Source organism: Flavobacterium sp. CG_9.10 (assembly GCF_015752245.1).
In the GTDB taxonomy this organism is placed as follows: domain Bacteria; phylum Bacteroidota; class Bacteroidia; order Flavobacteriales; family Flavobacteriaceae; genus Flavobacterium.
The window spans coordinates 1-18,382 of record NZ_JADOVD010000027.1 but is presented as its reverse complement, the minus strand read 5'-3'; the positions used below and the strand labels follow the sequence as shown (position 1 = coordinate 18,382).

Annotated in this window: 20 protein-coding genes; 15 read left to right on the top strand and 5 right to left on the bottom strand. The window is 29.7% G+C overall.

Annotated elements, in window-relative coordinates; all coding sequences use genetic code 11:
* The 3 genes from IWX84_RS15160 to IWX84_RS15150 form a co-directional block, all read left to right on the top strand.
* A partial coding sequence (locus IWX84_RS15160) for a hypothetical protein (protein WP_231385513.1) occupies window positions 1-202 on the top strand: 202 nt, incomplete at its 5' end.
* 59 nt (window positions 203-261) lie between these two features.
* Window positions 262-651, top strand: a complete 390-nt coding sequence (locus IWX84_RS15155) for a hypothetical protein (protein WP_196851596.1) — start codon at window positions 262-264, stop codon at window positions 649-651.
* Between the two features lie 314 nt (window positions 652-965).
* The gene (locus IWX84_RS15150) at window positions 966-2,207 is read left to right on the top strand and encodes a hypothetical protein (protein ID WP_196851595.1); all 1,242 of its coding nucleotides are present in this window, start codon (window positions 966-968) and stop codon (window positions 2,205-2,207) included.
* A 90-nt stretch (window positions 2,208-2,297) separates the two neighbouring features.
* On the opposite strand, the gene IWX84_RS15145 is transcribed toward IWX84_RS15150, so the two are convergent.
* From IWX84_RS15145 to IWX84_RS15135, 3 genes are read right to left on the bottom strand one after another with little or no spacing between them, the layout of a single operon-like run.
* On the bottom strand, window positions 2,298-2,540 hold the full coding sequence (locus tag IWX84_RS15145; RefSeq protein WP_196851594.1) for a hypothetical protein: 243 nt from the start codon (window positions 2,538-2,540) through the stop codon (window positions 2,298-2,300).
* A gap of 6 nt (window positions 2,541-2,546) precedes the next feature.
* Window positions 2,547-2,855: a hypothetical protein gene (locus IWX84_RS15140; RefSeq protein WP_196851593.1), complete on the bottom strand. Its 309-nt coding sequence runs from the start codon at window positions 2,853-2,855 to the stop codon at window positions 2,547-2,549.
* Between the two features lie 54 nt (window positions 2,856-2,909).
* The gene (locus IWX84_RS15135; RefSeq protein ID WP_196851592.1) at window positions 2,910-3,656 is read right to left on the bottom strand and encodes a ParA family protein; all 747 of its coding nucleotides are present in this window, start codon (window positions 3,654-3,656) and stop codon (window positions 2,910-2,912) included.
* A 266-nt stretch (window positions 3,657-3,922) separates the two neighbouring features.
* Between IWX84_RS15135 and IWX84_RS15130 the strand changes: the two genes are divergently transcribed.
* The 4 genes from IWX84_RS15130 (at window position 3,923) to IWX84_RS15115 (ending at window position 7,807) form a co-directional block, all read left to right on the top strand.
* Window positions 3,923-4,465: a hypothetical protein gene (locus tag IWX84_RS15130; protein WP_196851591.1), complete on the top strand. Its 543-nt coding sequence runs from the start codon at window positions 3,923-3,925 to the stop codon at window positions 4,463-4,465.
* A 149-nt stretch (window positions 4,466-4,614) separates the two neighbouring features.
* Window positions 4,615-6,135, top strand: coding sequence for a tyrosine-type recombinase/integrase (locus IWX84_RS15125; RefSeq protein WP_196851590.1), 1,521 nt, complete (start codon window positions 4,615-4,617; stop codon window positions 6,133-6,135).
* A 198-nt stretch (window positions 6,136-6,333) separates the two neighbouring features.
* The gene (locus IWX84_RS15120) at window positions 6,334-6,492 is read left to right on the top strand and encodes a hypothetical protein (protein WP_196851589.1); all 159 of its coding nucleotides are present in this window, start codon (window positions 6,334-6,336) and stop codon (window positions 6,490-6,492) included.
* Window positions 6,493-6,502: 10 nt separating this feature from the next.
* Window positions 6,503-7,807, top strand: coding sequence for a metal-dependent hydrolase (locus IWX84_RS15115; RefSeq protein ID WP_196851588.1), 1,305 nt, complete (start codon window positions 6,503-6,505; stop codon window positions 7,805-7,807).
* Between the two features lie 14 nt (window positions 7,808-7,821).
* Here the strand turns inward: IWX84_RS15115 and IWX84_RS15110 are convergent, their stop codons facing one another.
* A complete protein-coding gene (locus tag IWX84_RS15110; RefSeq protein ID WP_196851587.1) occupies window positions 7,822-8,001 on the bottom strand; it encodes a hypothetical protein in 180 nt (59 codons plus the stop codon).
* Window positions 8,002-8,136: 135 nt separating this feature from the next.
* Window positions 8,137-9,012 (bottom strand): hypothetical protein, encoded by an 876-nt coding sequence (locus tag IWX84_RS15105; protein ID WP_196851586.1) that lies wholly within the window; start codon window positions 9,010-9,012, stop codon window positions 8,137-8,139.
* A gap of 1,718 nt (window positions 9,013-10,730) precedes the next feature.
* On the opposite strand from IWX84_RS15105, the gene IWX84_RS15100 reads away from it, so the two are divergent.
* From IWX84_RS15100 to IWX84_RS15435, 8 genes are all read left to right on the top strand, one after another.
* Window positions 10,731-11,786 (top strand): replication initiation protein, encoded by a 1,056-nt coding sequence (locus tag IWX84_RS15100; RefSeq protein WP_196851585.1) that lies wholly within the window; start codon window positions 10,731-10,733, stop codon window positions 11,784-11,786.
* A gap of 237 nt (window positions 11,787-12,023) precedes the next feature.
* Window positions 12,024-14,540, top strand: coding sequence for a DNA (cytosine-5-)-methyltransferase (gene dcm / locus IWX84_RS15095; RefSeq protein ID WP_196851584.1), 2,517 nt, complete (start codon window positions 12,024-12,026; stop codon window positions 14,538-14,540).
* Window positions 14,533-15,726, top strand: a complete 1,194-nt coding sequence (locus IWX84_RS15090) for a hypothetical protein (protein WP_196851583.1) — start codon at window positions 14,533-14,535, stop codon at window positions 15,724-15,726. The genes dcm and IWX84_RS15090 overlap by 8 nt, the downstream gene beginning before the upstream one ends.
* 11 nt (window positions 15,727-15,737) lie before the next feature.
* Window positions 15,738-16,118 (top strand): hypothetical protein, encoded by a 381-nt coding sequence (locus IWX84_RS15085; RefSeq protein ID WP_231385512.1) that lies wholly within the window; start codon window positions 15,738-15,740, stop codon window positions 16,116-16,118.
* Between the two features lie 94 nt (window positions 16,119-16,212).
* Window positions 16,213-16,386, top strand: a complete 174-nt coding sequence (locus IWX84_RS15080) for a hypothetical protein (RefSeq protein WP_196851581.1) — start codon at window positions 16,213-16,215, stop codon at window positions 16,384-16,386.
* 180 nt (window positions 16,387-16,566) lie between these two features.
* Complete coding sequence (locus IWX84_RS15075; protein ID WP_196851580.1) at window positions 16,567-17,544, top strand: DUF3644 domain-containing protein; 978 nt, start codon at window positions 16,567-16,569, stop codon at window positions 17,542-17,544.
* Window positions 17,545-17,605: 61 nt separating this feature from the next.
* Window positions 17,606-18,073 carry a hypothetical protein gene (locus tag IWX84_RS15070; RefSeq protein WP_196851579.1) on the top strand — a complete coding sequence of 156 codons (468 nt, stop codon included), beginning with the start codon at window positions 17,606-17,608 and terminating at the stop codon, window positions 18,071-18,073.
* Window positions 18,074-18,111: 38 nt separating this feature from the next.
* Window positions 18,112-18,382, top strand: a 271-nt coding sequence (locus IWX84_RS15435) for a hypothetical protein (RefSeq protein ID WP_231385511.1), incomplete at its 3' end; no start/stop codon positions are given.

Below are 18,382 nucleotides of genomic sequence, written 5' to 3'. Positions count from 1 at the left end.
CGAGTGCTATCATAGTATTTTTAGACAAAATTTGAAAGGACAAATTGAACTAAAAAATCTTTTGTCATATTCAGTTGATGCTTTGACAAAAAAAAGAACAGAATGGAATGGAAGTCAAAATAGAATTCGAATAACTCAAGAATTTTTAGATTATGTAAAAAAGACAGAAATTGATATTGACTATTTAGAACGAAATAACTAAAAAATAATTTTAAATCTCAATAAAAATCTAATAGTACTGTATAAAAAAACAAACTTAAAATGGGCTTTACTATCATACCGATTTGTAAAAAATGTGGATACCAAACGAAAGCAGTTTCTGTTGGTGGCGGAAAATTAAATCATCGCACTCAATGTGGCGCACCAGCTTTAAATACTGAATCTAATGAGATTGAAGAGATAAATCTTTACAATTACAAAAGCTCCGTAATAGTTAAACGAAGAATCCTTTATTTATTTTACCGTAATGTTACGGTTGAAAAAACAGATGATAGATATATTCCATATTACGAACCTAAAATGTTCGTTAACGATAAGAAAATTGGAAACCATCATTGGAATAATAAATATTATAAGAAAAGTAAAAATTTCTGCCCAAAGTGCAAATCATTTAATTTAGATTTTGCAGATGGAGGAATTTGGTTCGATTAGTTAGAAAAACCGAACGCCCAACCGTCGTTTGGCAATAATATTACCTCTAAACAAGATGGAATAAAAAAGTTAAGCATATATATTTATAATAACGAAAAAAACTTGGAGGAAAAAAGGTGAAATATAATAACAACATCTGCTAACAACCGTTTTGATATGGTATGTGATTTAGTAGAATTACCGTTTTGCATAAAATTATAATTAAGCCGTAAATTGAGCGGTTACGATTTTACAACCATCACAAAGCAGCAAAATGTTATGCACAATGCTGCGAAAGTGGATAAAAATAAACTTCTAATTTTAAAATTTGGGAAATGAGTTTAATAATTAATTTTGAAGAAGAGAAATATGACTATTATCCCATTGTTATTATTCCAAATGATATATTAGATTTATTTGACAAAAAAATTTCAAATAAACAAATTTGGGATCATTCAGGAATAAGTTTTTATGATTTACGATCAACCGTGTTTTGTGATACCAAAAATTACTTTAATTTATCAAATGAAAGAACCGAAATAACGTTGAATGATTTTTTGAATTTAGAAAAAGATGTGATATTTTCTTTACCATTCAGGGATTTCTATTTAAGTAGTACATATAAAGAAAAATATAAATTGCCTAAACGTCCACAAAAATGGAAATCGATTAACGTAGAAAGAAATAGTTCATTTTTAATAATATTTTCATTAGGAATGACTTTTCTAATATTTTTCATTATAAATAGTAACTCTTCATTAGAATTTGCTTTAATATCTTTAGTATCAATTTTATTATTTCTGATAATTGGCTTTGCTTCGGGAATTTTTAAGCGTAGTTATACGGAGATTAAAGAATTAGAGCCCGAAGAATTTAAAATTTTGACTAACAGATTTTATGAAGATGTTGAAACAATTAAAACAATTGTGGAGCAAGATTTCAAGAATTATGAAAAGGAAAAAATAAAACTAGCGGACGTACACAGACTAAAAGTTGAAAATGATTTTTTTCTAAAATCATTAGAACCTCAATATTTATCCAGAAAAAAGACGAAAGCATTTACAAAAGGGAAAAGTGAAAATTTTTTCTTGTCAATCCTTTATAAAAATTTTGGTAATCAAGTAACAGTTGATGTTGTCCCAGATATCGGTAAAAACCCATTTCAACCAGATTTTTTAATTATTTGTTCCCAAACAAATTTTCATTTAATTATTGAAATTGACGAACCATATTCTGTAGAAAATGGCTTGCCAATTCATCATGAAAGGTCAACCGACAGTAGTAGAAATGATTTTTTCAAAGAAATAAATTGGGGAATAATTAGATTTTCTGAAAAGCAAATAATCCAAAATACAAACGAGTGTTGCGACTTAATAATTAACGTTTTAGAGGCATTAAGAACCAAACAAAAAAAGGTAATAAATAATGTTCAATTGGATAAAAAATGGACTTATGAGGAAGCTATAATTATGTGTAATGATAACTACAGAAATGATTATTTGCCTTGTGATATGAAAATTAAAGTAAAATACAAAACTATCGAAAATAATTTTGAGCAAGACGACTTACCATTTTAAATAATAATGAAAAAAATAAAGCACAGTGCATAACACTCATTACACAACAACCATAAAAAAAGCCCTAGACTAAGTCTAGGGCTTTTTTTACTACTCGCTAACCTCATTAATCTGGTCGAGTAAATTCGTTTGATTTGGTGAAATATAGTTTTTCCCATCGATGGTGTTTTCTTTCTTAAAAAGCAGCTCTAACGCATTGTATAATTTCAATAATACATCCCGGTCTTCTTTCTCCATTACGACAGCTTTATTAAAATCAAACACATAATTATTTGTATTGCGAACTTCTATTTTAATAGTTTTAGAAGTGACTTTAAATTTAACTATATCCATAATCAGCTACTTTTTAGGCATCTCTTTTACTTCACCATTCTTTTTTTCGTAACGTGCAATATAATCTTCAAAAGCAGTGTTTACAATGTCTTTGATTAGAACTCGATCCCAATAAGCTAACGATTTCATTTTCTCCAATAAATCTTCATTCACTATAAAAGTAGCTCTTGTTTCTTTCTCTTTCGTACCAATTTGAGAACTTTTAGTAATTTCTTTTTTTGGTGCTTTTGGTTCTTTCGGTTCTGCAGCTTGTTCCGGTTGTTTGGTATCTCCAAGCAATGAACTTAATCCTCCTGAAAAACTTTTCTTTGCCATAACTTCAATGTTTTGTGTTTACTAAGTAATATATGTTTACTTATATTACTATGTTTACTTTCTTTTAATAATTTCCTTAGCTAGAGCCAAATAGTCCTCTGCTCCATTACTTTTAGCGTTATATCTAAATATATCTTGTCCTTGTGCCGGTGCTTCTGCTAAAGCGATATTATCTCTAATCTTAGTTTTAAAAACTTCACTTTTGAAATGCTCATTTATCGTTTCAAAAACATCTCGATTCAATACTTTTCTACCATCATATTGAGTAATAAAAACACCTCCAACTTTCAATCCTTTGTTTAATCTGCTTTTAATTTTTTCAACCACTTCGACCAATTTGGCCAAACCTTGCATCGCTAAAAATTGCGCTTGCAATGGAATGATAATTTCATCAGCTGCAGTAAATGAATTTATGGTAAGTAGTCCTAAAGAGGGCGGACTATCAATAATTATATAATCGTAGTCTTTTCTGATATCCTCTATTAATTCCTTTAAAATATATTCTCTTCCTGGTTCAGAACTCAATTCGATTTCTGCTCCAGATAAATCCAATGTTGAAGGAATCACATCCAAACCTTTTAGAACCGAAACAGGATTTAATTTATACTCACCTTTCAAAGCTCCATAAATAGTTTTCTCTTGATTAATCAATCCTAAACTTTGACTAAGGTTTGCTTGTGGATCCAAATCAATCAAAAGAACTTTTTTTCCTAGCTTATTTAAACCCGCTCCAATATTAATCGCAGAAGTTGTTTTTCCAACTCCGCCTTTATGATTACTAATACTTAATACTTTTCCCATTCGGTCCCTTTTTTTTCGTTGCACACAAATATACTATTTTATGTTTACTTAGTAATATTTGTTTACTATGATTACTAAAATTAATGAAGCCGATTTTTAAAATCATTAATTAAAAATTCATAAGACTATGTTTATTAATTATATAGCATTACATTTAATCAGGATTGTCTAATATTTATGTTGGGATGAAAGCTATAAAATCAATATTATTTAATATTATACTGTTCTTTTACAGCACATATTTTTTTGCTCAAGCAAAAAACCCAATGTTTACCACAGTTGAAAAAATTCAAAGTCAAAAAATTGATTCCTTAATAAATTTCAATACTGATAAAAACAAACTTCAATATTTAGCCGTGCTGCCCTCCGTAAATTATGATTTCTTAGAAAATAAATTTAACCTGGGAATATCACTTTCAAATCTATCCAACTACTACCAGAACAAACAACGAAATAAAATAGAGCTTGAAAAATTGAAATTTCAACTCATTGAAAAAAAAGAAAATGATCTTTTAGAATTAGAAAAAGAATACGAACTAATTCTAGATACATACGAAATTTTGAAATTAGAATTAGACAATACCACACTGACTAAGGAAATCTTTAACCTTAAAAAATCACAGTATGAGAACAACAAAATTACCCTAGAGGATTGGCTAAACGTGCAAAAAAATCACCAAGATAGAAACCTCGTAATTCTAGCCAAACACAAAAGTCTTATTTCAAAGATGAAACAATTTGAAGTGAAAATAAAAACTCCTTCATTTAAAAAAGAGCTTGACTACTTATTGGGTAATACCCATAATTAGTCATAATTATCATTAGCGCTGCTAGATAAAAAAGCAATTCCGTTCATGTTTTCTGCGAGCACCAGCCAAACGCAAGCGCCCCGTTGGGGTTGGTGGCTGGCACCTGCAGTAAAACATTCTCTCCATTAGAAAGCATTAACCCTCAATTTATGCCTGTGTTAGTAAAGCAATTCCATTACATAAGCAAGGAAGAATCTCAAATGGTTCTGGAGTCAATCAAGTACGTTAAGCACAAAGTAATTGTGCTTTTAATGTTAGATGCAGGTTTAAGAATATCCGAAGCTTGCAGCATAAAATGTAAAAATTTCGATTTTAAAAATCGAAATATTACTATCCAATCTGCAAAGAAAAGAGGAGCAAAGCACTTGCGAACTATTCCGATATCAAACCGACTTTATCAGGCGATTGGCGAGTATTTAAAAAAGAATGAAATCTCAATTGAAAGTGACTCTTTTCTGTTTCCTTCCAAAACTTCTTCTCTTGGTCATATCTCAAGAAAAACAATGTGGGAAGCAATCAACCTCATTAGTAAAAAAATAAATGTCCCGGCTTTGCATCCGCACGCCTTACGGCATTCGTTTGCAACACATCATCTTTCTGCAGGTTCATCATTAGCAGAAATAAAAACGATGCTCGGCCATCAAAATTATAATACTACTTTAATTTATGCCGAAATTCCAACCGAGGAACTTCGGCAGCGTGTCAATGCTGTCACAGCTTCGCCTACAAAATGGTATAAAAAAATGTATTTGTTCCTGGTCCCGAATCCTCGGGAGCAGCTTATAAATATTGATTTTACTGAATCTTATTTTACCGTAGGGAGAAATACCGAATTAACAAACATCAACCAAAACATAAACCGGAACATCAATACTCTAGTAATTGGCTCCATTGGTTCTGGTAAATCGCATTTACTGAAGAACATTACAACAGATAAGAAAGTCCTACGATTGGACGATACAGACAATATCAAAAAATCATTAGCGCAAATTTTACTTTATCTTTTTAAAGAAAAAGAAACCGTTTTGGCGATGCTCTGGAAGGATTTTACAACTGATGAAATCAATAAAAAAATACAACGTGAAAACGTTATTCATCTTTGTGATACTATTATTGCGTCCGTTCCGGCTTTCGAATATTGTTTGATTATTGATGATATTTCATCAATAACACCAACGACGAAGAAAGTAATTGAACGCTTGAAAGATACTTTCGTAATCGTCGCAGGAGCGCGCGAAATCAAAGCGGTAAACACTTCTTTTATTTGGAACTTCGAGAAAATCGAAGTTAAAAATTTGGCACGCCGCGAAGCGATGCTGCTCATTAATCAATTAGCTAATAATTTGGAGGTCCAGGATCGAGAAATGTTTTGGAATCATATTTTCGACCAAACGGTCGGAAATCCGCGCGCCATCACGGAGCTAATTAATAGATACAAAAAAGAGCCGTTTTTGGACACGCAAACAATTAGAGAAATTCGGCATTCGGGCGCGCTGCCCGAAATCGATATGACGTGGATTGTAATTGTTTCACTCGGTTTACTAACCTCGCTTCGCTTTTTGTCGCGCGAAATGGACGAGCCGACCATGCGTTTTATTGGCTCGTTAGCCATGATTGCGCTCTTTTTGATTCGGCCGCTCATGTCGAATTTTAGAAAAAAATTCATATAGTTTTTTTGTCCAAAATTGGTACAAAGTCAAACCCGTCAATATCATTATTTTGTCGGGTGCGCGCCTTTCTGATTATATATATATTACACAATAATATTTGTTTAATATGTTTAATAATATTTTTATGTTTACTATGTTTACTATGTTTATTTATATTACTTAATTTTAATACTGAATTATATGAATACCTTATTTAAAGTGCTGGTTATTAGTGTTTTATACTTATTCGTGACTAGTTGTAAATCTAAATCAAATACTACTAAAAAGAATAATATAGAAAGAACAGATACAACAGATGATGTTAGAGATGACCAAATGGATGATTATGAAGAAGAAATGAGGCAACAGAATAATTAATTAGAAGAATATGACAGCACCAAATCATATAACAGGAGGGATTGTTTTTACAGGTTTATTTTGTAGTTTTTTTTCCATTAATATTTTTGCAAATCCGGTATTTATTGTAGTAACTATTTTAGGTTCATTATTACCAGATATTGATCATACTAAATCTTGGATAGGAAAATCAGTTTATCCAATTGCTAAATGGTTATCACGAAATTATGGACATCGAACTATTACACATTCTATATTTTTTTTGATTGGAATTTATTTAATAAGTCTATTTATTGAGAAGAATTTTAGGGAGGATTATAGTATCTCAACTATTTTATTTTTCTCAATTCTATCACATCTAATTTTTGATATGGTTACTCTAGCAGGAATTCCATTATTCTATCCATTTTATAAAAATCCTTGTGTACTTCCTGCTAATCCTGAAATGAGAATTCGATCCGGTAATATTCGTCAAGAAGGTATTATTCTCTTTATGTTTTGTTTTCTAACTTTCTTTATGCAAGATTTATTTGCTAATGGTTTTTGGTCCACAGTAAATAATAATTTTAATGATGTAAAACACCAAATTAGAGAATACAAGAAGTCTCCAAATGTTCTAACTATAGATTACGATTATAATATATATCAAACCAATTACAAAGGAAGTGGAACTTATATACAGGCTTCAGATAACGAAATGTTTATTTTGACAAATAATAAGATTTTATCGCTGAAAAAAGATACTCCAGGACTATTAGTAAAAGTTTTAAAAACGTACAAAACGAAAGATAAAATTCACGAAACTATAATCGAAATTGATAATTTAAAAGAATCTGAATTAAATGATCTATTGAAAAATAAATTCATTGCAACAGCAACTATATATTCTAACTTCGGAACTACATTAGCCAATAATCCTTTAGAAATAAAGAAGAAATTTATAATTGAGAATAAATATAACTTGGTTTTTATTTCTCACGTTCAAGACACTCTTTTAGCTACAAAAGCAAGTAAGATTGATGAACTAGAAATAAAGCTTAAAAACGAAGAAAATCAGCTTCTAAACGATAATAAAAACTACTACTTGGAGTTAGCCGAATTACAAGAAGAAAAAAACAAACTACATTCAGATTTACCAAACTATGAGCTGAATGAAGTTAAAAAGAAAATTATAGAATTAGAAAAACAGATTGAACATTATAAACCTAAAACTAATTTGATGATTGCTGAATACAAAAAGCAATTACAAAAGATTAAAAGCAATAACATTGCAAATATTACTTATTCCGGGAATATAACTTATATAGAAATTCAGCATAAAAAAAAGCCTGAATAAATCAGGCTTTTTTGTTACTTTCTAGTTTTAAGAAAAGCATTAATTGCATTCGCAGCAAAATCATAAAAAACAGATCCATCTCCTTTAACATCATTTTTTCCTGATTTATACCTCTTATCATTCCATGCTTTCCAACCTTGCACTTGTACTTTTTTATTATTACTTTTCCATCTAAGTCCGTCTAAAAATCCCATAATTTTATGTTTTAGTTTTAATACAATTTATGAATATTATTTAAAAAATAAATAATTAGCGCTGTGCGATTCATCGCCATAGTTAATACTTCAAATATAAACTCAATCTCACCAAACGAAGATTAACAAATTCTTTTAATTAAAAATGATTAGTTCTGTTAACCTTTTATAATCTTTGTCAATTATTGAGTTGTATTTGTGTAAAAATTCTTTTCGTGTTATCCATAAAGGATTCTCTTTTTCATATCCAAATTCTAATAATTTAGATTCCTTCCAATTATTTTTTTGCTCTTTTAAATTTTCTTCTAAAGTTTTATCTATTAATTTCCCTTGACTTCGTTTTACTAGTTCTAACGAATAATATCCATAATTGTTTTTGTATTCTTGATACGCAACTAATCGATTGTAATTATCATAAATCCATTTTACTTTTAAAGTTTCGAACTTTGGAAATTTTTTGTTTAATGTAGGCTGATAGATAATCAATGATATTTTATCTCCGTTAAGATTATATTTATATATACTTTTGCTTTCAATTGATTTACTTTCTCCATTAAATTGAATTATTTCACTTATTTGGTTCTTAATATTGTAAATAAATACAAATCTTTTTTGGAGTGCGCCACTTGTATTTGAATAATAAAATACTCCAATTATTTCCCCATTAGCATTGTATTTATATTTTAAATAAGGCTTATTTAATTGCTCCCCTTTTTTGCCCAAGCTTATTTCACTACCCCAATAATCAAATTTTAAAATGCCATCAGAATTATAATTTAAAACACTATTTCTATATGGTTTTTCCTCTTTTATATATTCTCCATATTTAAAATCATACTGGTATTCTTTAATAATAATTTCCGAATTATTTTTATTAAAAATAAACTCTGAAACTACAGGATCAGTTTGTTCAATTATTAATATGATATTTTCTTTTTCAGTTTTATTTAATTGGGAAAAAGTATTTAGTGATTTAATTAATAGTAGTAGAAATATAAATTTTAATTTCATTTATTGTGTTTTGATGTTAATTTTATTTTACAGAAACTTGTTATTAACTAGTATAATAGCGATGCGAAATTTTCCAATCCATCTATAATTTAGTCTATATACAAAGCTTTAATCATCTTTCTTATTTAATGCAATAATACCGTAAATTCTTCCATTTTAAATATAAATAACTATAAAATAAATTATGATAATGGTTTTATAAAGTGCTGCGAAAAAGCAGCACATTATAAAAACCAAAAGCGGTAGCAAGCACACAATTTTTTGAGCGTTGGGGAAAAAGCTCCCCACCACAACAATAAAATTGTAAGCTTGTTTTTTTTAGTGTTTTTCTAGAGTGGCTTAGAACGAAAGTGCAACATCGAAAATTATTTCAAGCCACACTAGAAAAATAAAAGTAAGCGGTAGCAAGGACATTACATTTTCCTGCGAAAATGCAGTAAAATGTAATAACCTTGTTTTTTAGTAACTCCCTCCGGTCGTTAATCCGTTTCCAAAAGAACATTTATTTCTACGATCAAAATCCCAAAGGAACATTCTAAGAACGAAAGTTGGAAAAAGGATATTATCTACTATCATTAGCACAATAGGAAGCGCGCCCCAACCCTATCTACGCCACAAAAAGAGCAATAAAGCGGTTTACGATTTTACATTTGAAAAGAATGTAGGTAAACCGCTTTATTGCTCGTGGCTGTGAGGCGCGCCGTAGTTTATGTTCCGTCGCAGGCAATTTTTTATACTGCCAGAAAGTTTGGTATAAATAGGATTATTTTCGTTGGCAGTATAAAAAATAAGCGCCGGACGCCCCGTTGCATTAACAGGACTAAACAATATTTATTATATAAAATTTGGTTTTGTTCAGTCCTGTTAATGCCCTCGGCTAGTGCTTTTGTTTTGAGATAAACACCTTTTTCTTAAACCGAATTAAATCCGAAAAGCGACCAAAAGAAGCCGAAGGAAAACTACATAATTCAAACAAAACAGACCGCTACGCTATTTTAAAAAAATCTCCACCCTATCGGGTAGTATTTTTTTAAAATTCCGTTTTTTATTGAATTACTCCGTTAATTTTTTGGCTTTCTTTTTTTCCCTTTTTTCTTTTGAAAAAATTTTGCTAAAAAACAATCATATCAGTAAAAGAGTAACTGAAATAAAGTATTTTAATTGTCTGGTATTTAAAAAATAAAATCAGTGAAATCCTAGTAAAATTAAGGGGTTGTTTAAAAAAGGGGGTAAAAAAGTAACCGAGATTTTAACCGCTAAAAAGCGCCGGATCTAAGAACAAAAAAAGAGAGCTACATTTGTGCAGCTCTCTTTTCATTTCGCAAATTCACAAAATGCAACTAATTGAAAATCAAATAGTTACAAAAAGAGCCGCGCGGCCCGGTTTACTCTCTCATTTATTACCTTTTTTTTTCTTCTCGATGAACTGTTATAACATTCAATTTCGAATTTCTGAGTTCAATATAATCAATTAAAATTCCTTTTTTTTCTCAATTTATGCTTAAAGTAGTTTTTAGGTCTTTTTTAGTACCTTTTTAGGAGCTGTAAACCCCTTGTTTTACTGGGGTTCACGAGTTTTTAAGTTACTTTATTACCCCCTTTAGTTACTTTATTACCTCTATTAGTTACTTATTTACCCTTTTTTTTACCCTTTTGTTACTACTTTCTTGTTACAGTACTTTAAATAAGTTACATTTGATTTTTTAAAACTCAAAAGTATGAAAGAAATCGTCATCGCCCAGGATAATCGACTCACTTCTTCAAGGTATGAACTAACTCTTATCGAGAAAAGGATATTCTACTATATCATCAAAGAAGTGCGAAGCAAATATAATACAGGCCAGCGGGATTTATTTGATGATTTGATTTTAAATATTCGAGTTTCTGATTTATGCAAAGAAGTGAACCAGGAGGACAACAAAAAAGAAACCCGGAAAGCCTTAGAGAAATTTCGCTCTAGAAATTTCACTTACGCAAATGAGGAAGAAGATGATTGGATGACTTGCGGTTTTATAAACTACGCTCACATCAAAAAAGGAATTGCAGAAATTCAAGTTTCACATAAGTTAATGCCGTTCCTTGTGGAACTTTCAAGTCAATATACTGCCTATTCTTTGCACGTGGCAATGTCTTTAAAAAGTAAATGGAGCCAGAGAATGTATGAACTTTGCCAAAAATGGCAGGGCACAGACGGTTTCAGAATCTCAGTTGACGAATTACGAAAGTCTTTTATACTAGAAGAAAAATACAACCGCTACGCGCTCTTAAATGAGCGTGTTCTCCAGGTTGCAAAACGAGAATTAAAAGAGCTGTATGATCTCGGTCAATGTGATGTGTATTTTGAATTTACCGAAGAGCGTAATGGTAGAACCGTTGAAATGTTACGTTTCAAATTGTTTCGAAAAAATACAATGAACGTAAAAACGACAAACGATCTACTTTTAGAATTGATTCCTCTTTTTCAATCCATATACGAAACCACCTCCAAGCCTAAAAATGACGCTTTCATAAAAGAAGTTATAATGCAGCTGCAGAAATATCCAAACCTAATCGAACCACTGAACAAACGGATCAAAGAAATTTTAGCGGAAGGAATGAAAAGCGACACGCCAAGATACATTCGTTTTATTTTGAATGAAGATGTAATTGCATACAATCCAAAAGCTGACAAATCAAAAAAAGCAGCTGCAAAACCTGTAGTCAAAAAAGAAGATGCGCCGGACCCAATGGAAGAGATTTTGAAATTGAGTAAAACTTTAAACACGGAAAAGTAAAATTATGAGCATAATTTATTGGAGATACAAAAGCAATATGTCTATATTACAAATAATGGATTTAACTGGGAAATATTCTAAGTAAACAAGAAACTATAATAAGACAAATAATATAATTTTAATTTAATACAAAACCTATAATACAAATAAGTCATTTAGAAAGTAGGCCTTATAATAATAAAGTTCTACCATACTAAGACTTCGTTTTTTCGTATTTTTGCAAACCAAAAAAATAAAATGAAATCAAAAGACACTTTAACATACATTAGTTTATTTAGTAGCGCTGGGATTGGTTGCCATGGTTTCAGTTTAGAAAAATTTTCTTGTGTTGCAACTGTTGAAATTTTAGAGAAACGACTTGCTATTCAACGTTATAATAAAAAGTGTACTTATGATACTGCATATATTAGCGATGACATAACGACAACAGAAGCTAAAAACAAAATCCATAACGAACTATTAAAATGGGGTATTAAGGAAAAAGTTAAGACTTTAGATGTATTAATTGCAACACCTCCATGTCAAGGAATGTCGGTTGCAAATCATAAAAAAGGTGATGAATTAAATAGAAACTCTTTAGTTATAGAATCCATTTTACTAACTAAACAAATAAAGCCTAAATTCTTTGTTTTCGAAAATGTGAGAGCCTTTTTAAACACAGAGTGCACCGACATTGATGGGAAAGATAAAACTATAAAACAAGCAATTGAAGTAAATCTTGCGGGGACATATCACATAAATTATCAAGTTTTAAATTTTAAAGATTATGGAAATCCATCAAGCAGAACCCGTACTTTAGTAGTTGGAACAAGAAAAGATTTAAAAGAAGTTACGCCTTTTAACATTTTACCTAATTTATCAAATGAAATAAAATTAAAGGACATAATTGGAGATCTACCAAGTTTAAAAACAATGGGGAAGATATCAAAAACCGATATTTATCATAGTTTTAAAAAGTATACTCCGACAATGCAAAGTTGGATTTCAAAACTTAAAGAAGGTGAATCTGCATTTGACAACAAAGACTTAAACAGAATTCCACATAAGTTAATTGATGGAGAAATAGTGTATAACGCTAACAAAAACGGAGACAAATACAAAAGACAATATTGGAATAAAGTTGCGCCTTGCATCCATACTCGTAATGATATCTTATCAAGCCAAAACACCGTTCATCCAGTTGATGATAGAGTATTTAGCATCCGAGAAATCATGTTAATGATGTCTGTACCACACGACTTTAAATGGACTGAAAAAACGATTGAAGAATTGAATAAACTTCCTATAAAGGACAAAGAAACGTTTCTTAAAAAACAAGAAATGAATATTCGTCATTGCTTGGGTGAAGCAGTCCCAACAATTATTTTTCAGCAAATAGCCCACAAAATAAAAAATTACTTAGTTAGTAATAATTTTAATGAACAAAGTATTAAAAGGCTAATTGAAGATAAAGAATTAGAAAAAATTGAAAATTTAAATTCATTCATTAAGGAAAACAGCTTTAAATTTCCTTTCTCAATTCTTTCAAAAATTGCAGAATTATCAAATACAGCTCGAACAGAAAATTCTGCTTATTATACAAGTCAAGATATTTGCTATTCAGTAATAAAAGATCTACCTGAGGCTAAAGAATTCAAACGGTTACGGATTTTAGAGCCATCTATTGGTGTCGGTAATTTTTTACCTCTATTAATTGAAAAATATAAAACTGTAAATGAAGTAATCATTGACGTTGTCGATATCGATGAAAACTCAATAAACACATTAAAATTATTATTAAAAACTTTAGATATTCCTCAAAACATCAGTATAAATTTCATTAATTCTGATTTTCTGTTATACAGTTTTGAAAACAAATATGATATAGTTGTTGGTAATCCTCCATTTAAAAAAATCACGAATGCAAAATCATTATTAAGCTCCTACAAAAAAGATGTTTTCAATACTGATACAAATAATATATTTTCATATTTTATTGAAAAATCCTTAACCCTTGGACGTGTAGTAGCTTTGATTATCCCTAAAAGTTTAATCAATTCTCCAGAATTCAATAAAACAAGGGAATTGTTAGAAAAACTAAAAATAACTAAAATAACAGATTACGGAGAAAAAGGTTTTAAGGGAGTGAAAATAGAAACTATTAGTTTCATTGCTTACACTCATAAAAAACCACTTAAAAATATTATTGAAATTGAATCATATATAACAAAAGAAATCACTTTTAAAAAACAAGAATATATTTTCTCAAAAGACTTTCCGTATTGGTTAATCTATAGAAACGACTTGTTTGATAGTATTTCAAGTAAATTGAAATTTAACGTTTTCAACGCCTATAGAGACCGACAAATAACAAAAAAGATAACCAAAGACAAAGGACATTTCAGGGTTTTAAAGTCACGAAATATTGCCTCAAACAAAACAATAAATATAAAAGATTATGATTGTTATACCGATGATATTGATGCGTTAGACGTAAGGAAATTCATTAATAATGAAACTGCTGTTTTAGTACCTAACTTAACGTACAATCCGAGAGCTTGTTTTTTACCAAAAAACTCAATTGTTGATGGTTCTGTCGCTATTTTAACTTTAAGGAACGGTAGCCGCCAAGTAAATGAGAAAGATTTAGAGTATTTTGGTACTGAAGAATTTAGCAAGTTTTATTCCATAGCACGAAACTGTGGAACACGTTCTTTAAATATTGATAACAATTCCGTTTTCTTTTTCGGAATTTTAAGTACAAAAAATGATTAAGGAATATTTAGAAAATTTTGATTTAGATGTAAGGAAGTCTGGTGATGCTAGATTTATGGACCAAAAATGCACACCCGATGTAGTCTGCATTATTGCCGACTGTATTATAAATTTAAGAGAAAGTGAGCCTAACAAAGAGTTTACGGTTCAAGATATTTGGGATTCCCAATACTTTATAAAAAACGTAAAAGCAATCTTCAATAAACCATCAGCTACAAATCCGACAACGAAAAGCGAATATGATAAATTTATTCAACAACCATTGCGGCTATTGGCTTACGCTCATGTTTTACATATAGAAAAAAAAGGAAATAGAAACTTTTACAAAATATCAAATTTATCAGTATTAGAATATATCTCATTAAAAGATAAAAACGCTTACAATTTCCTCTACCAATATTTTGTAAAAGTCTTATCCGATAGTGGGTTAATAAAGTTTTTTGAAACTTATAAAACCAAATGTGAGCAAAAAAATCTAACACAAACAGATTTTGAGGATTTACAAAATCGTTTTATAAAATTTATTATTGGTAATACAGCTATAAATGGGGAAGTAGAAATTAGAAGGATTTATCCTAAAATACTTAATGTATTTGCATGTGAAAACAATTTGCCTGGTTCAGTCAAAGGTAGAATGTCTACTAGTCAGTTTTACTATACAGACTTAATGTATAACAGGAAAAATTGGCGTGATTTATCTAAAGACAAAACCATTTCTCGCCAAGAAGCTCTAAATATAAGCGAGCAAACTATCGTACAAGGAACAGAATTTAATGCGTATTTAGTTCAAAAAGCAATGAACCAAATAAGAAAAATGTACACCGAAAGTGAAGTGAAAGATTACTGGAGTAACGGTGAGGCTACACAAATACATCATATATTTTCAAAAAGTAAATTTCCTCAACTTGCACATTATTTAGAAAACTTAATTAAGTTAACTGCAACTCAACATTATACAAAAGCTCATCCGAGTAATAAAACAGATTCAACAAATAGTGACTACCAATTAGTTTGTTTACTTGCGAAAGCAGACAATATAGAAAGATCTCTAGAAAAAAACGAACTCTATTACAGAAAGGAATCTTTTATATATTGCATAAATACCGGACTATCAAAAACATTAAATTTAGATTTAAACTTTAGACAAATAAAGACTGAATTAGCACATATTTATAACGACAATTAAAACCAAAAAAAATGTACCAACCTCTTTTCGGAAAAAAAAACAGAATGAGATTTGATTCCCAAAATGAATATTATGAAACTTTGGGCTTTCTAGCCAAATCAGATGGGTCAATTGGCCTTATGTGGGAAGATAACCAAGTTCAAGGTGCTTGGGGTAGCGAAGGTAGGATTCATTGCTATTCCAACTTAATCAAATTCACTCCTCCTTTAAAAAGAAAGTTTACAAAAGGAAGAGCTAAAAAAGTTCTCCATAGAATTAACTGTAATGATTTTGTTGCAGATTTAATCAGCACTCATAATTTTTCGATGGGTTCAGTTCAGAACACGGCAAACATTAGAATGACCATCCCCCAACCATATCTCATTGATTTTGATAGAGGATTACATTTATAGTACAAAAGCCCTAGATTATCTATCGCCTATAACTCCTATTAATACATTTTATAAGAATAATATTATAAAAACTATAAATTTAAAACGTACAATAATGGAAAATAAAATTGAAGATTATATAATATTAGAAAGTCAAAGAAATTCTGGTGCTTTACGAGAAATGGTATTGATGAAAATTAAAGAAGGTTACGTCCCTCTAGGAGGAGTAGCTGTTTCAGTATCAAAAGAATTTAATTATTACCAAGCAATGGTAAAATATTCAAAATAATAGCAGAATTTCTTATTCATTAAAAAAGTCCTGGACTACGTCTAGGGCTTTTTTATTTTAGAATTAATCATATATTTGAGAAACTACCACATTACAAATTTTAAATAATCTATACAAAAATAAGTGTCTAAAATAAGTTTTGTTGTCATATATACAAGTTACCATTATTTTTAAATCAATATGAAACAAAGAGTTAGAAAAATAAAATCGTACAAAGAAGAATTATTAATTAAATCGAGGGAAGCAATGCTTTCTGCTGTTCAAATATTTAATAATCCAAATATTTATTTTAAATCTGAAAATTTTATTATTCTCTCCAATATTTCTTGGATGTATTTATTACACGCTTATTATCGTCACAATAAAATTGAATATAGATACTTTAAACAAGCAGGACAAAGAAAGAAATTTGATAGAACTAAAAAAGGAGCATATAAGTTTTGGGAATTAGAAAAATGTTTAGATGATGATAAATGTCCTGTTGATAATATATCAAAGGCAAATTTGAAATTTTTAATTGGTCTAAGACACGAAATTGAACATCAAATGACAACTAGGATTGATGAATATTTGAGTGCTAGATTTCAAGCTTGTTGCTTAAACTTCAACCAATATATAAAACAATTATTTGGAGACGATTACGGAATTGATAAGCATCTGTCATTTTCTCTACAATTTTCTACAATTAAGGAAGAGCACGTTAATCAATTGAGGAAATTTACAGATTTACCTCAAAATATTGCTGCTTATATAAATGACTTTGATGAAGAGCTTTCAGACGCTGACTATAATGATATTAAATATTCATATCGTGTTTTGTATGTTCCGAAATCTGTAAATAGAAAAGGACAAGCTGATAAAGTAATAGAATTTATTCCTGCAAATTCACCCGAAGCTCAAGGCTTAAATAAAGAATATGTTTTAGTAAAAGAAAGAGAAAAGAAAAAGCATTTGCCTAGTGAAGTATTTGAATCAATGCAGGCTAAAGGTTTTCAGTACTTTAATGCATACCAACATACAGTTTTATGGAAAGAAAAAGATGGTAAAAATCCTCAAAATGGCTATGGTACTCAAGTAGTAAAAACTTGGTACTGGTATGACACGTGGTTAGAGGAAGTCGAAAAATATTGTAATGAAAGTGGAAATAAATACAAATAAAAACTGCCGGTAACAACTTTACGCCCAGACGTTAGCAATAACTAATTTAAAACACATAGTTATGAATAATTATCCCTTTAGAACAGATGGCATTTATGTTAGGAATATTTTGCCCGAATCAATAGAAGGTTATAAACCTATCTTAGATGATAATAAAGTTTGGCATGCTACCAATTACCGCGGTAATATTAGTTCGTATGAAATAATATCAATAAATATTTACAAACATTCTAAAACAAGTCCACTAGATGTTAAAGGAAGTTATCACACAAAAACGGGCGAATTATTTTCTATAATTGACCGCTATTATTTAAACAACTATTCTCAATCAAGGGATTTTGTTGTCACATTTGACGAGAAAACATTTAAATTTGGCAATGATGAATACACTATTTATGGCACTCCATCACCTTCGACTAATATTTTAGAATTAGTTGTAAAAAAAACAAATACTAATCTGTTTTTGCGGAGAGAAGGAATTTATCAAAATGATCTATTTAGATTTATTCCTTTCCCAAAAACATTTTGATTCCAACTTATCATCTAATTAACACCCATAAAAATTAAATGCTACCGCAAAAAAAACTAAATATTTATCCGAAAAATGAAACAAATGTTCAGTCCATAATTGAGTATTATTTTGTGGAATTTGAATTGAATAACGAAGGAGTTATGGACTATTTGATAAAAGAAAAATCATCTTTAGCAATAAATCAAATAGAATTTATTTGTCGCAAAATTAACGAGTGCTATCATAGTATTTTTAGACAAAATTTGAAAGGACAAATTGAACTAAAAAATCTTTTGTCATATTCAGTTGATGCTTTGACAAAAAAAA

Bases quoted from the DNA above. Each gene is read 5' to 3' on its own strand.
- dcm (WP_196851584.1), top strand. From the start codon at position 12,024: ATGAAATCAAAAGACACTTTAACATACATTAGTTTATTTAGTAGCGCT.
- IWX84_RS15105 (WP_196851586.1), bottom strand. From the start codon at position 9,012: ATGAAATTAAAATTTATATTTCTACTACTATTAATTAAATCACTAAAT.
- IWX84_RS15110 (WP_196851587.1), bottom strand. From the start codon at position 8,001: ATGGGATTTTTAGACGGACTTAGATGGAAAAGTAATAATAAAAAAGTA.
- IWX84_RS15130 (WP_196851591.1), top strand. From the start codon at position 3,923: ATGTTTACCACAGTTGAAAAAATTCAAAGTCAAAAAATTGATTCCTTA.
- IWX84_RS15080 (WP_196851581.1), top strand. From the start codon at position 16,213: ATGGAAAATAAAATTGAAGATTATATAATATTAGAAAGTCAAAGAAAT.
- IWX84_RS15070 (WP_196851579.1), top strand. From the start codon at position 17,606: ATGAATAATTATCCCTTTAGAACAGATGGCATTTATGTTAGGAATATT.
- IWX84_RS15100 (WP_196851585.1), top strand. From the start codon at position 10,731: ATGAAAGAAATCGTCATCGCCCAGGATAATCGACTCACTTCTTCAAGG.
- IWX84_RS15085 (WP_231385512.1), top strand. From the start codon at position 15,738: ATGTACCAACCTCTTTTCGGAAAAAAAAACAGAATGAGATTTGATTCC.
- IWX84_RS15150 (WP_196851595.1), top strand. From the start codon at position 966: ATGAGTTTAATAATTAATTTTGAAGAAGAGAAATATGACTATTATCCC.
- IWX84_RS15125 (WP_196851590.1), top strand. From the start codon at position 4,615: ATGCCTGTGTTAGTAAAGCAATTCCATTACATAAGCAAGGAAGAATCT.
- IWX84_RS15090 (WP_196851583.1), top strand. From the start codon at position 14,533: ATGATTAAGGAATATTTAGAAAATTTTGATTTAGATGTAAGGAAGTCT.
- IWX84_RS15140 (WP_196851593.1), bottom strand. From the start codon at position 2,855: ATGGCAAAGAAAAGTTTTTCAGGAGGATTAAGTTCATTGCTTGGAGAT.
- IWX84_RS15115 (WP_196851588.1), top strand. From the start codon at position 6,503: ATGACAGCACCAAATCATATAACAGGAGGGATTGTTTTTACAGGTTTA.
- IWX84_RS15155 (WP_196851596.1), top strand. From the start codon at position 262: ATGGGCTTTACTATCATACCGATTTGTAAAAAATGTGGATACCAAACG.
- IWX84_RS15135 (WP_196851592.1), bottom strand. From the start codon at position 3,656: ATGGGAAAAGTATTAAGTATTAGTAATCATAAAGGCGGAGTTGGAAAA.
- IWX84_RS15075 (WP_196851580.1), top strand. From the start codon at position 16,567: ATGAAACAAAGAGTTAGAAAAATAAAATCGTACAAAGAAGAATTATTA.
- IWX84_RS15145 (WP_196851594.1), bottom strand. From the start codon at position 2,540: ATGGATATAGTTAAATTTAAAGTCACTTCTAAAACTATTAAAATAGAA.